Below are 13,100 nucleotides of genomic sequence, written 5' to 3'. Positions count from 1 at the left end.
CTTTTTGTTTGTTTGCACTCGCGTGCAAGGTCCAACAAGGAAAGTATGCACGCGAGAGCAAAAAATAGTCAACCTTATTTTTAGAATATTTTTTCCATTTTTTGTTTGTCGGGAAAATACATTTACATTTAATTGAATGGAAAGCTGGTGAAGCGCGTATCAGAATGTCAAAATAACTCATCATGGTCACAACAATAATAAGTTGTTATGAAGCAATCTAGTTCCAAACCAAACAAGGTAACATCTGTAGATGTTGCTGAGCGTGCAGGTGTCTCAAGGTGGACTGTTTCGCGCGCTTTAACTCCAGGAAAATCAATCTCCGAGTCTGTACGTGAGCGAGTTCTCAAGGCGGCTGATGAATTAGGGTATCGCCCCAATTTGATAGCGAGAAGCTTATCAACTCAAAAAACAGGTCTGATTGCTGTCGTTGTAGATTGTTTTATTAATCACAATGTCTCCAAGTTATTAGATCGTTTAACGGCTGAACTTCAGGCGCAAGAGCTGCGAGCCGTTGTACTAAACGTCACGCACTATCAACGCGTCTCTGAGCTAGTAGAGCATGCAGATCAGCTTCAGTGTGATGGTGTAATCTTTTTGGGAGCGACTCTTACCGATGATTTCGTTTCTGTGATCAGCAAGATTAAACGGATCCCAATCGTCATTGCTTTTCGAGATTGTGATCTCCCAGAGCCATACGTATTCACAACAGAGGACTATGCGGCAGGAGAGGAGATCGCCGAGTTATTGCTACAGCAACAGGCCAAACGTTTTGCCTATTTTGGTGGCCCCCCTGGTGTGTCAACCTTTGTTCGACGCCAAGAGGGTTTTGAAGCAAAGCTCAAGCAAAGCGGTATTTCGCTAACGCAAACCTTTCATTGTGATAACTATGATCAGTTTTTGGCCTGCTCTATTTTTGAGCGTTATTTGGCCGATACCGATAAGCCGAAACGAGTAGATGCGATCTTTTGTGAGAATGATGCCATTGCCTTTGGGGTACTTGACGCAATGCGTACTTATGAATGTTTGCAAGAGATTGCTGTGGTTGGTTTTGACGACGTGCCTTATGCTGCCAGTAACAGTTACCAACTCACCACCTATGCACCGCCTATTGATACCATTATTAAAGAAACGGTGGCGGCAATGTTAGGAGAAAGCCCTAAGCTAAAACGTTTTAGTGGTGAGCTTATTTTAAGGTCTTCACATATTCTTACCCCATAAACGTAAAAGGCTGCTGAAATGAATGATTGCCACAGGTATTGGGTGGAATCCATTCTGGCAGCCAATCCTTTGACTGCAATGGGCATGGACTTACAGGTTGCGTTCTCATAAGGCTAAAATGAAATCAGTAACTCCCCTATATGCAATGAGAGATCATTTCACCAAGGTTTTCCTAAGTTGTTATATGAAATGCGAGGGAAACGTGTAAAACAATGGCAACCGTAGTTTAAAGGGTGACTTTGATACCTAAGAATCTCTATTCTGTTTGAATTACATGAATATAGAGGAGACCGAACCGTGTCGTATCAATCGCTAAAGCTTATTAAACGTCCAACAGAGTGCATTTCTGCTGATATGTTTGAGAAGGTTAATCAAGATATTCCCACTCCTCAAGAAAATGAGGTGCTCATCAAGTTGACTCATGTGTCTTTGGACCCAGCAATGCGTGGCTGGATGAGTGCTGATCAGAACAGCTACATTCCCCCTGTTAACTTAGGCGATACAATGCGTGCCAGTGGTATAGGTTATGTCGTTGAATCGAAACTAGATCATTTACCAGTAGGCACTCGAGTAATGGGGTTAATGGGGCTGACGGAGTATGCTGTTAGCGATGGAAAGAATTTAAATATTATTCCAGAAGAGGTTTCTGCTGATGCCGTTTTGAGTGTCATTGCGTTACCCGGCATTACGGCTTATCACGGCTTATTCGAGGTGCTTAAACCTGAGGCGGGGCAAACTATAGCCATTACTGCTGCAGCTGGATCTGTCGGCTCATTAGTTGGACAAATGGCAAAAAATAAAGGGTTGACCGTTGTGGGAGTGGCAGGTTCACAGGAAAAATGCGACTGGCTGACGGATACATTGGGCTTTGATAAAGCTCTTAATTATAAAGACACAGATTTTGAGCGTCAGCTGCAAGACGCTACTCCGCAAGGTATAGACTTATTTTTTGAAAATACGGGTGGTACTGCGCAAACGCCAATTTTTGAACGTATGAATGCCCATGGACGAATCGCTGTCTGTGGCATGATTGCAGATTATAATAAGACAGAACCTGCACCTGGGCCAAGTTGGGTGGGGGTTATCAAGCGACGCCTAAGCATTCAAGGTTTTACTATGCCCGATCACTTCCATCGAATCGGCGAATATGGTCAAGCGCTTGGTAAAATGCTTGCGAATGGTGAGTTAACCTATCGAGCACACGTCCTTAAAGGGTTGGATCAAGCGCCTGAGGGGGTAAGCCTACTTTTTAGCGGTGAAAATCAGGGTAAACTGATCGTCGAGCTTTAGGATGAAAGTCTTTTAGAAAAACTGTCTTGTGCTCATAAAAATGCCCCGCAGGTTTCCCTGTGGGGCATTTTTGATTCTTCTAGCAAAAGAGACTTAGTGTGTCAGCATAACTAAGTAGTCAGGGGCTACCGCACGAAAGTCTAACGACATGGTAATACTGAGGGCCGTTACGGTGATGATGGAGAAAAAGAACACTTGGCGTGCCCAACGGTTCACATCAATGTCCGCACGATAGCCTTTTACCGCCATGCCTAGCCACCAAAGGCTAGTGCACGCAGCAACGGCCATAAAGCCCACACCTACGTAACCAGTTAAAGGCAACATGGCACTCGCTACAGCGAAAACAGCGATCCACAACACAATGTGGTGCTTCGCTTTTTGAATGCCCTGAGCCACTGGCAATACAGGAATACCTGCCGCTGCGTAGTCTTTGTAGCGGAAGATGGCAATGGCGTAAGAATGAGGCATCTGCCAAATACTAAACATTACCAACAAAATCGCCGCACCTGCGTCGAACTGACCGGTGACCGCACAGTAACCTACCACAGGTGGTACTGCGCCAGACAAACTACCGATCAACGTGCCGTAAACCGAATTGCGTTTAAAGTACAGGCTGTAAAGACCTACGTACACGAAGTAGCCAAATGCTGCGAAGAACACAGCGACTTCATTCGTGAAGTACGCAAGTAAACTAAACCCGACCACGCCTAGTACCAGTCCGTGTGCTAACGCCGCTTTAAGCGACATTTCACCGGTAACTGTTACGCGGTTGCGAGTACGTTGCATCTTGGCGTCAATGTCGCGGTCGATGCAGTTATTGATCGCACAACCAGAAGCTACCACTAGTGACAATCCAATGATTGTCACCAGCATAAGCAGCCAATCGATGTCACCGCGAGCGGCGAGAAAGTACCCCCCCGCCACGGAGATCAAGTTACCCATAATGATGCCCGGCTTGGTTACCTTAAGGTAACGGTCAAACACACTATGTTGTTCTGGTTTTGACGACGATGAGATCCGCTTAAACATACGCTTCTTCGCCTAGTACATCATCATCAGAACAGATTCGTAGATAATCCAAATGGATAGAGCTACAACCATTACGATAACGATAGCCGTAAAGATGAATGACAAAGTATCGATCTTGCCTTCTTTCGTGAAGTTTAGATGCAAGAAGTACTTAAGGTGCACAACGATCTGTACAACCGCCGTTACAACAATGATTGCGAACAGCGTTGCGCGATCAAAAGCACTTGTCATTACTGCCCAAAATGGAATCACAGTCAAAATTACGGATAGTACGAAGCCTACTACGTAAGAACTTACGCTACCGTGAGAATGTGCATCGTGATCATGTTGACTCATTTACATAGCTCCCATTAGGTAGACGAAAGAGAATACACAGATCCAGATTACGTCTAGGAAGTGCCAGAACAAGCTTAGGCAGCCTAAGCGAGTTACAGTACGGTCTTGAAGGCCGCGTTTAGCAACATCGATAAACATAACTGTGATCCATAGCAGACCTGCAGTTACGTGCAAGCCGTGCAAACCAACTAGCGAGAAGAACGCTGTAAGGAACGCACTTGTGCTTGGTCCGTGACCCGCATGGATTAAGTGATTAAATTCGTAAAGCTCAATCGCGATGAAGGCTGCACCAAACAAGAACGTCACAGCTAACCAAAGTAGCGTGCCGCCTTTGTTCTTTTTGTATGCGCTGATCATTGCGAAGCCGAATGTAATCGAACTCAACAATAGAGCAGCCGTACCGCCAGCGATCAGATCAAGATCAAAAATATCTTTACCAGAGACACCACCTGCAGTGTTCATGAACAGTACTGCGTACGTCGCAAAGAAGCACGAGAACAGAATGCAGTCAGTCATCAGGTAAATCCAGAAACCTAACGTAGTGTTACGCCCGGTATCGTGGTGTTCGTCATGGTGCGCATCGTGATGCGCAGTTGCAGAAGTACTCATGATTACCCCTTCGCCACGTTATCTAGGTGTGCATTCTCGATACGTGCTACTTCATCAGGCTGTACGTAGTAATCAGTATTACTTGCGTAAGCACGGCAGATGAAGGCAACGATCAAGCCGATGAAGCTTGCACCAGCTAACCACCAGATGTGCCAGATCAATGCAAAGCCCATAGCTGTAGCTAGAAGACCCATGATCGGACCAGCATTGGTGTTGCTTGGCATGTGGATTGGCTCGTAGCTTGCGTGACGCTGGTAAGCAGTGCCTTTCTCTTTCATGTCAGTGAACGCATCCAAGTCTTCAACTTGTGGCAATTTAGCAAAGTTGTAGAACTGTGGAGGAGACGCTAGAGACCATTCTAGAGTGTGGCCGTTCCATGGGTCACCAGTTTTGTCCAAGTTCTTGTCTTTGTTCTTGAAGCCAAGAATCAATTGAAGAACGAACGCACCGATACCAATAGCGATTACAAACGCACCCACTGCTGCGATGTAAAGCCAAACGTTCCAATCTGGGTTGTCTGTGTGGTTTAGACGGCGAGTCATACCTAAGAATCCAAGCACGTAAAGTGGCATGAACGCTAGGAAGAAGCCGATGAACCAACACCAGAAAGACACTTTGCCCAGTTTTGGATCTAGGTGGAAGCCCATTGCTTTCGGGAACCAGAACGCAAAGCCTGCTAGGTAACCGAATACTGCACCACCGATAATCGTGTTATGGAAGTGAGCGATTAGGAACAATGAGTTGTGTAGAACGTAGTCTGCACCAGGGATCGCAAGTAGTACACCTGTCATACCACCGATTGAGAAGGTGATCATGAAACCAATTACCCAATACATAGGTACTTCCATACGGATGCGACCTTTGTACATTGTGAACAACCAGTTGAACAGTTTTACACCTGTCGGAATGGCGATGATCATCGTCATAATACCGAAGAATGCGTTAACGTTCGCGCTTGAACCCATGGTAAAGAAGTGGTGTAGCCATACGATAAAGCCTAGCAGTGAAATAACGCCGGAGGCATAAATCATTGACTTGTGACCGAATAATCGCTTGCCTGAGAAGGTCGATACGATTTCCGAGAACATACCGAATGCAGGCAGTACTAGGATGTACACTTCAGGGTGACCCCATGCCCAGAACAAGTTGATGTACATCATCGAGTTCCCGCCTAGGTCGTTAGTAAAGAAGTGGAAGTCCAAGTAACGGTCAAGCGTTAGCATTGCTAGTGCAGCAGTCAGGATCGGGAAAGATGCTACGATCAATACGTTGGCCCATGTACAAGTCCAAGTAAAGATAGGCATATCCATCAACTTCATGCCAGGTGCACGCATCTTAAGTACAGTAACCAAGAAGTTAACACCTGTTAGCGTTGTACCGATCCCCGATATCTGCAATGCCCAAATGTAATAATCCACACCGGTTCCGGGGCTGAATTCAAGCCCTGACAATGGTGGGTAAGCTACCCAACCTGTCATAGCGAACTCACCTAGGCCTAGAGAGATGTTTACTAGCAACGCACCAGATACTGCCAACCAGAAAGATAGGTTGTTCAGGAATGGGAATGCAACGTCACGAGCACCGACCTGAAGTGGAACGATGATGTTCATCAAACCGATCATAAATGGCATTGCCATGAAGATGATCATGATGACACCGTGTGCCGTAAAGATCTGGTCGTAATGGTGCGGCGGTAAATAACCTTCCGAACCGTTCGTTGCTACAGCAAGCTGCGTACGCATCATAATGGCATCCGCGAAACCACGGAAAAGCATTACTAGCGCTAGGATGATGTACATGATACCCAAGCGTTTATGGTCAACAGACGTCAACCATTCGCGCCATAGCCAGCCCCATTTCTTTGCTAGCGTCATGAATACGAATAATGCCGCACCACCGACTGCTACAATAGCAAGGGTAACTAGGACAATTGGGTCATGTGGGATCGCGTCCCAAGACAATTTACCTAGAAGATTCATTAGTGAGATGCCTCCTCAGACTCATGGGAAGTGCTTGTACGCTCACGCTGAGGCAAGATTACGCCCTCAGGAAGCTGTGCACCGTATTCAGGCTTACCGTAGAATTCGATACGACCCATGTCGCCCATGTATTCCCAGATGATGTCAAAGAACAGACCGTCTTTAACCGTTCCGAAGTACTCAACTGGGTGGTATTCAGTTGGCTCAACAAGCGCTTCATAACGCTCAGTTGTTAGCGCTTCACCGTTAGCTTTCACACCTTCAACCCACTCTTGGAAGTCTTCACGTGTTGGCGTTGCAATTGTCTCGAATTGCATGCCAGTGAAACCATGTCCTGAGTAGTTTGCAGAGATACCTTTGAAAGTACCCGGCTCATCAGCGATTAAGTGAAGTTTCGTTTCCATGCCTGCCATAGAGTAGATTTGACTACCTAGTTGTGGGATGAAGAACGAGTTCATTGTGCCCGCTGAAGTAATGCGGAAGTTCACAGGAACATTCGCTGGGAATGCCAACTCATTTACCGTTGCGATACCAAGATCTGGGTAAATGAATAACCATTTCCAGTTAAGAGAAACCACTTCAACAGTGATTGGCTCTTCTTCAGATTCGATTGGCTTGTATGGATTCAACGCATGCGTTGATTTGTAAGTAATTACACCAAGAATCGCGATAATGATAATTGGAATAATCCATACTACGGCTTCAATTTTTGTGGAGTGTGACCATTTTGGTTCATATGCTTCACCACGACCTTCGCGATATTTCCATGCGAAGTAAAGTGTCATGAGAATCACCGGAACCACAACAAGCAGCATTAGGATAGTCGCTGTGATAATCAGCTCCTTCTCCATAACACCGATTTGTCCTTTCGGGTCAAGCACACCACCCTGACAACCAGCTAGTAGAGCTACTAGTGCTGCCAAAGCGACTTTACTTAAGTTACGAGTTAACAAGAGATTCATCCTCTAACCCTAGATTGACGTAGGCTGACATCGAAACGATGACAGGATTTCAGACCGGCTCAGGCCGGTAACTTTCCCGCGGAGGAGTTAAGTCTGTACTCAAAGAGTACGTGATCAATGATTCACTCGGATGAGTAAAAAATGATCGACCAAACTCTTTAAGCAGAAACTGGGGGTGCGCGACAAGCTAAAACCGCACGTTGGCAGACTTGTCGAATGGCCACCTGACGAGGTGGCTTTATGTTGCGTCGGTTTTTTTTCGGCAACACAAATTGTCCACTGGGCATAAGCAACCAGTAGACAAACACAAAGAGGCTGATAATGCCGAAAAAGGCATACAGGGAGATAAGAGGGAGGTCTTTAAAAACCGTTTGGAAAAAGTCACTTGGGTCGTAAGCGCCGCCTAGCGGGAATATAATTAAGTTGACCGCAACCACAGCTAAAACAAACGCGTTCAAACGAGCCGCCCACTTCATAGACTGAAGAGGCTGGCGCAGTTCGTCAAGATTGCTCATCATGCTGGTTTGCTTCACATCCACGTTTGGATACCTACTTTTTGACCTGTGACAGACCATAATTGCTCAACATTTGATCAATTATGACATAAATCAGAATTTCGACCGAAAATTGTACACATTAGTTCGCAATCTCTCCACCTTAAATTTCGCATATCTTATGGCAACCTGCTTGGGATTCATAAATAAGCCGTTTTTATTCGATAATTGGTGTTTATGAGCGATCTCTACTTGAGAATCTTTCATGATGAAAATTAAATAAAAAGGATTCTCAATAATAATGTTATATCGTAACATTGCGCCTTAAATAACTGATTTATTTAAGGACTGTCTTTTTTATGCGCTATCTTAACGCCCGTAAGCTTGGCCTGCTTTCATTAGTAACGTTCACGGCTTTGAATTTGAACGCTGCTCCCACCGAATCAAATACCGTTAAGATCAATGCGGCATTTGAGTTCTCAAGCATAGATCCTTCCCGTAGCGGTTATGTCTTTACGCGTATGCAGGTGCTGGAAACGCTGCTAAACGTTGATGAAAAAGGCGCATTAACGGCTGGTTTAGCGAGTGACTGGGAGATACTAGAGCAAGGTAAACGCTGGCGTTTGACGCTGCGCGACGATGTTGTTTTCCACAACGACACGCCGATGACAGCAGCCAGTGTGGTAGCGGCATTGAATATCGCCAAAGAGAAGCCAGGTGCTTGGCAGGGCGTTCCTGTTCAAGCCATTAAAGCAGTCAGTGACCACCAAATCGACATTGAACTAACCCAAGCATACCAGCCATTGGGAGCGATCTTAGCAAACTATGCGAGCTCGATCTTAGCACCTGAGGCGTATGGACAGGACAATGTTGCGACGCAATTAATTGGAACAGGGCCGTTCTCTGTCTACGAAGTGACTGTACCTCATCGACTAGTAGTAGAAAAATTTGACCAATATTGGGGACAAAAAGCACAAATCGAATACGCTCGTTACTCAACAGGCCATCGCGCGGAAGCACGTGTTTTGCAAGCCCGCAGCGGGCAAGCGGACATTGTCTTTGGCTTAGCCCCTGCCGCTGTGCCAACGCTAAAACGCTTACCTAACCTAGAGATTGTCCGTTCCGATTTGCCTCGTACCTTGATTGTGAAAGTCAATGCGGGCCAAGAGTTTCTAGACACTGTTGAAGCGCGCCAAGCCCTAAGCTATGCCCTCAACCGCCAAGGAATTGCAATGGCGGTACTGCGCTCTCCAGAATCTGCTACGGCGCAAATCTTACCGCCTTACATGAGCGACTGGTATGTAGCCAACTCAGACATGTCTCAGAACCTTGAGAAGGCAAATGCCTTGCTGGCAGGGTTAGGCTGGCAGAAAAACAGTGATGGCTGGTTAGAAAAAGAAGGTCAACTGTTTGAAATCGACATGATCACTTACGCTGACCGCCCAGAGCTAACTACTGTTGCGACGGCGATCCAAGACCAATGGAAGCAAGTTGGCGTGAAGTTAAACGTTAATATCACCAATTCCAGCGCCATTCCTGCAGGTCATGCGGATGATTCATTGGATACGGCATTGATCGCTCGTAACTACGGTTCGATTGCGAGTCCTTTAGGAACTTTGATCAAAGATATGGGCCAAGCTAAAGGCGGTGATTGGGGCACGATGAATTGGTCAAATAGTTACGTGCAAAGCACTTTGACAGAGCTATTAAGTGAGACCGATGCGAGTGTTTTCACGCAAAAGGCACAACGTATTGCTCAGGCTATTTATGATGAAAAACCTTTGATTCCAGTAGCTTACTACGTTCAGCAAACGGCGGTGAACAAGCGTCTTGAAGGGTTCCGTTTCGATCCATATGAGCGCAGCTTCTTCCTAAATGAATTGACTTGGGTGAAATAATGCGCCAACTGTTGTTGAAGCGTTTGCTGCAATTGATTGCCGTATCATGGGGGGTCGGTACGCTGACCTTCATTTTGATGCGCTCGTTACCGGGTGATATGGCTTATCGTATTGCAGCCAGTCGTTATGGTATGGATGCGGTGGATAATCGTGCCGCAGAAATGGTTCGCGAAGAGTTGGGCCTTGACCAAGGGGCGTTATCCGCCTATTGGCAGTGGTTTACTGACCTGCTGAGCTGGAATCTAGGCAACTCGCTGGTGAGTGGTGCACCAGTATCGGAATCCCTTTGGCATATGCTTGGGCACTCCTTGCTGTTGGCTGGGGTGGGCATGGCCATCGCGCTGATCATTGCTATACCTCTGGGGTTGGCAAGTGCTTACTGGGGAGGGTGGCTAGACAGAGCGTTACTAACGGTATCGACGGTTATGCGTGCTGTCCCTGTGTTTGTGATTGGTTTGCTGGCGGTGATTGTATTTGCCCTAGAGTGGAATCTTTTTCCCGTGGCGGGTTTTGGCACACCGGCTCACCTTGTACTGCCGGCACTGACCTTAGCATTAAGCCTCGCTGCCATTTCTAATCGTGTGATTCATACGGAAGCCAAACGTGTGTTTGGTTCTTCGTTTTATGAATTTGCTCGCATGAAGGGGCTGTCGCCTTGGCAGGCTTTCCAGCATCACGGTATCCGTAATATTGCCGTACCCGTGGTGGCGTTCTTAGGCATTCAGTTGATTACCGTTGTGGAAGGTGTGGTGATGATCGAGTCCTTGTTTTCATGGCCTGGTATCGGCCATGGTCTTGCTCACGCTATCTTTGCCCGTGATATTCCCCTGATTCAGGGGGCTGCCTTGATGATGGGCGTGATGTTTGTTGTATTGAATACCTTGGTTGATATTGCCTGTCATTATCTCGACCCACGTGGAGGACGTATCGCCTAATGCTTGCTCTTTCTACTACGCAAAAATCAGGTCTGGCGTTACTCGTTCTGTTGATCGCCTATGCATTGTGCACACCTTTGCTACAAGCGGGCGATGCCACAACGCAAAACTTAAGCCAGATCTTAACGTCACCTAATGCTGATTACTGGCTAGGGACCGACCATTTTGGCCGTAATATGTGGCTACGTTTAGCCGAAGCGATGCAGCTATCGCTGATGATGGCAGCCTTATGTGTGATGACGTCTGCGATTATCGGTGTCACTGCTGGTGTGCTTGCGGCGACGCGAGCACCTTGGTTTGATCGAGTGATGGATGGCATCGTAACTATGATTTTGGCGTTGCCGGGTCTGGTTCTGGTGTTGATCTTCGCTGCGATTGTGCCGGGCTCTTTTTGGATGCTGTATGTGGCGATCTCATTGATTCAATGGATTGAATACTTCCGTATCAGTCGCGCCATCACTCAACGTTTGACGCAATCTCCTGCGGTGCAATCGTCAAAGTTAATGGGCTTTGGGGAATGGTATATTTTTCGACGTCATTATTTCCCTGCCATTATGCCGCAGTTGTTTACCATTGCTGCTTTTGGTGCCGCCAATGCCATTTTGATGATGGCGTCGTTGGGCTTTGTCTATGTCGGGATTCAACCGCCATTGGCTGAACTGGGGTTAATGATTGTCGAGCATTTTCCATACTACAGCGATGCACCTTGGTTGCTGGCACAGCCCTTAGCTGCATTGGCCCTAGTCGTATTGGCGTGTCAATTAATGGGCCGAGGTAAAGCACTATGAGTTTAATTCATATCGAAAATCTGTCGGTACATGCGGGCTCTGTTGAACTGCTTGCGCCCATTAGTCTCACCGTGCAAAAAGGTGAACGTTTGACCATTCTAGGTCAAACGGGGTCAGGCAAAAGCCTGCTCGCACAGGCCATTATGGGAAATTTACCTACAAGTTTGCGTACCGAGGGCGACGTGCGACTGTTTGATCAGCGAGTTAATGCTGAGGAACGTCAAGCGTTTTGGGGTAAGCAGATCAGTATGCTGCCGCAGGAACCTTGGAATTCTCTAGATCCGTTAATGGGGGCTAAGCAACAGCTGGCACAAACTTATCACCTGGTCGCTGGCGAGAGTTCTGCTCAAGCCCAACAAAGTGCGGACTACACATTGGCACTTCAGGGGCTGCAAGAAAGCGGCCACAAGCGGGTTGATCAGCTGTCTGGCGGTATGGCACAGCGTGTTGCCATTGCGTGTGCCATGGCGGGTGGTGCACCAGTGTTATTGGCGGACGAACCTACGAAAGGTTTGGATGTTTCCCGTCGCGACCAAGTGGTCGAGCAATTGATGACGCAATCCGAACAAGGCGCTCTGATCACCATTACGCATGATGTTGCTGTGGCTCGTCAGATTGGTGGTCGCATGATGGTGATTAAGTCTGGCGAATTACTGGAAGAAGGTAATGCCGAAGACATCCTCAATGCGCCTCAGCATCCTTTTACCAAAGCATTGATCGATGCCGATCCTGTTAATTGGGCGGATGAGACACGCGATATGCGCCACGGTGAACCGTTGATCTCCGTGCAAGACTTAACCATAGGTCATGGTAAGCAAGCGCTTACTGGGCATCTAAACTTTACCCTGCATCAAGGGGAAGTGGTCGGTGTCGTGGGGGATAGTGGTTGCGGTAAGAGCACATTAGGCGATACGTTGCTTGGTGTTCATAAAGCGCTTGGTGGTAAAATAGAACGCCATAGCAATGCGCCGCTGCATCAATGGCAAAAGCTCTATCAAGATCCTACAGCGGCCGTCAGTTCGGCGGTGTCGTTGCGTATTTTGCTTAATGATATGGTGTCACTGCATAATATTGATCGTTCTCGTATTGCACCGCTGATGCAACAGTTAGGGTTAAGTGATGATCTGCTAAATCGCAACTCTGAAGGGGTATCTGGCGGCGAACTGCAGCGATTTTGCATGCTGCGTGCCTTGTTGTTGGAACCAGTGTTCTTGTTTGCCGATGAGCCAACTTCTCGATTAGATCCCATTACTCAAAGGGAAGTCAGCCAGCTGCTGGTAGATGTTGCGAAACAAAATGGTTGTGCAGTGATGTTGGTCAGCCACGATCCAGCCATGATTCATAAACGCTGTGATCGAGTGATCAGTTTAAGCCAGTAAAAACAGAGTCTTACAAGGAAAGCGCTTGCAATCACAATAGAATGTTATAATATAACATTTGCTTGAGGTTGAAGATAAACCAAGTTGGCTTTTGAAACAAGTGAACTTCGCTGCCAACTTGGATTGTCTGAAATTTTGGCAACTCCAACGCTAACATGTATCTACAGACAAAGAGCAATTCGC

Annotated in this window: 12 protein-coding genes; 6 read left to right on the top strand and 6 right to left on the bottom strand. The window is 46.9% G+C overall.

The window, feature by feature from the left end:
- Positions 1 to 207 precede the first annotated feature (207 nt).
- Both ACXAC1_RS06025 and ACXAC1_RS06020 read left to right on the top strand, forming a co-directional pair.
- The gene (locus ACXAC1_RS06025; RefSeq protein ID WP_475059893.1) at positions 208 to 1,218 is read left to right on the top strand and encodes a LacI family DNA-binding transcriptional regulator; all 1,011 of its coding nucleotides are present in this window, start codon (positions 208 to 210) and stop codon (positions 1,216 to 1,218) included.
- Positions 1,219 to 1,515: 297 nt separating this feature from the next.
- Complete coding sequence (locus ACXAC1_RS06020; protein WP_475059891.1) at positions 1,516 to 2,508, top strand: NADP-dependent oxidoreductase; 993 nt, start codon at positions 1,516 to 1,518, stop codon at positions 2,506 to 2,508.
- A gap of 93 nt (positions 2,509 to 2,601) precedes the next feature.
- Here ACXAC1_RS06020 and cyoE read toward each other — a convergent pair whose 3' ends face one another.
- The 6 genes from cyoE to ACXAC1_RS05990 form a co-directional block, all read right to left on the bottom strand.
- The gene (gene cyoE, locus ACXAC1_RS06015) at positions 2,602 to 3,537 is read right to left on the bottom strand and encodes a heme o synthase (RefSeq protein WP_475059888.1); all 936 of its coding nucleotides are present in this window, start codon (positions 3,535 to 3,537) and stop codon (positions 2,602 to 2,604) included.
- 12 nt (positions 3,538 to 3,549) lie between these two features.
- Positions 3,550 to 3,873 (bottom strand): cytochrome o ubiquinol oxidase subunit IV, encoded by a 324-nt coding sequence (gene cyoD, locus ACXAC1_RS06010; RefSeq protein WP_199461859.1) that lies wholly within the window; start codon positions 3,871 to 3,873, stop codon positions 3,550 to 3,552.
- Positions 3,874 to 4,482: a cytochrome o ubiquinol oxidase subunit III gene (gene cyoC, locus ACXAC1_RS06005; RefSeq protein WP_475059886.1), complete on the bottom strand. Its 609-nt coding sequence runs from the start codon at positions 4,480 to 4,482 to the stop codon at positions 3,874 to 3,876.
- Positions 4,483 to 4,484: 2 nt separating this feature from the next.
- Positions 4,485 to 6,461: a cytochrome o ubiquinol oxidase subunit I gene (gene cyoB, locus ACXAC1_RS06000; RefSeq protein WP_475059883.1), complete on the bottom strand. Its 1,977-nt coding sequence runs from the start codon at positions 6,459 to 6,461 to the stop codon at positions 4,485 to 4,487.
- Positions 6,461 to 7,423, bottom strand: a complete 963-nt coding sequence (gene cyoA / locus ACXAC1_RS05995; protein ID WP_475059880.1) for a ubiquinol oxidase subunit II — start codon at positions 7,421 to 7,423, stop codon at positions 6,461 to 6,463. The genes cyoB and cyoA overlap by 1 nt, the downstream gene beginning before the upstream one ends.
- Positions 7,424 to 7,581: 158 nt before the next feature.
- The gene (locus ACXAC1_RS05990; protein WP_475059877.1) at positions 7,582 to 7,941 is read right to left on the bottom strand and encodes a hypothetical protein; all 360 of its coding nucleotides are present in this window, start codon (positions 7,939 to 7,941) and stop codon (positions 7,582 to 7,584) included.
- Positions 7,942 to 8,276: 335 nt separating this feature from the next.
- On the opposite strand from ACXAC1_RS05990, the gene ACXAC1_RS05985 reads away from it, so the two are divergent.
- From ACXAC1_RS05985 to ACXAC1_RS05970, 4 genes are read left to right on the top strand one after another with little or no spacing between them, the layout of a single operon-like run.
- The gene (locus tag ACXAC1_RS05985; RefSeq protein ID WP_475059874.1) at positions 8,277 to 9,815 is read left to right on the top strand and encodes an ABC transporter substrate-binding protein; all 1,539 of its coding nucleotides are present in this window, start codon (positions 8,277 to 8,279) and stop codon (positions 9,813 to 9,815) included.
- Positions 9,815 to 10,750 (top strand): ABC transporter permease, encoded by a 936-nt coding sequence (locus ACXAC1_RS05980; protein ID WP_475059872.1) that lies wholly within the window; start codon positions 9,815 to 9,817, stop codon positions 10,748 to 10,750. The genes ACXAC1_RS05985 and ACXAC1_RS05980 overlap by 1 nt, the downstream gene beginning before the upstream one ends.
- On the top strand, positions 10,750 to 11,538 hold the full coding sequence (locus ACXAC1_RS05975; protein WP_475059869.1) for an ABC transporter permease: 789 nt from the start codon (positions 10,750 to 10,752) through the stop codon (positions 11,536 to 11,538). Before ACXAC1_RS05980 ends, ACXAC1_RS05975 begins: the two co-directional genes overlap by 1 nt.
- Positions 11,535 to 12,917 carry an ABC transporter ATP-binding protein gene (locus ACXAC1_RS05970; protein ID WP_475059867.1) on the top strand — a complete coding sequence of 461 codons (1,383 nt, stop codon included), beginning with the start codon at positions 11,535 to 11,537 and terminating at the stop codon, positions 12,915 to 12,917. Before ACXAC1_RS05975 ends, ACXAC1_RS05970 begins: the two co-directional genes overlap by 4 nt.
- Positions 12,918 to 13,100 lie beyond the last annotated feature (183 nt).

This window comes from Marinomonas sp. AWM4_232 (assembly GCF_056158325.1).
This window is presented reverse-complemented; position numbering and strand designations above follow the sequence as displayed.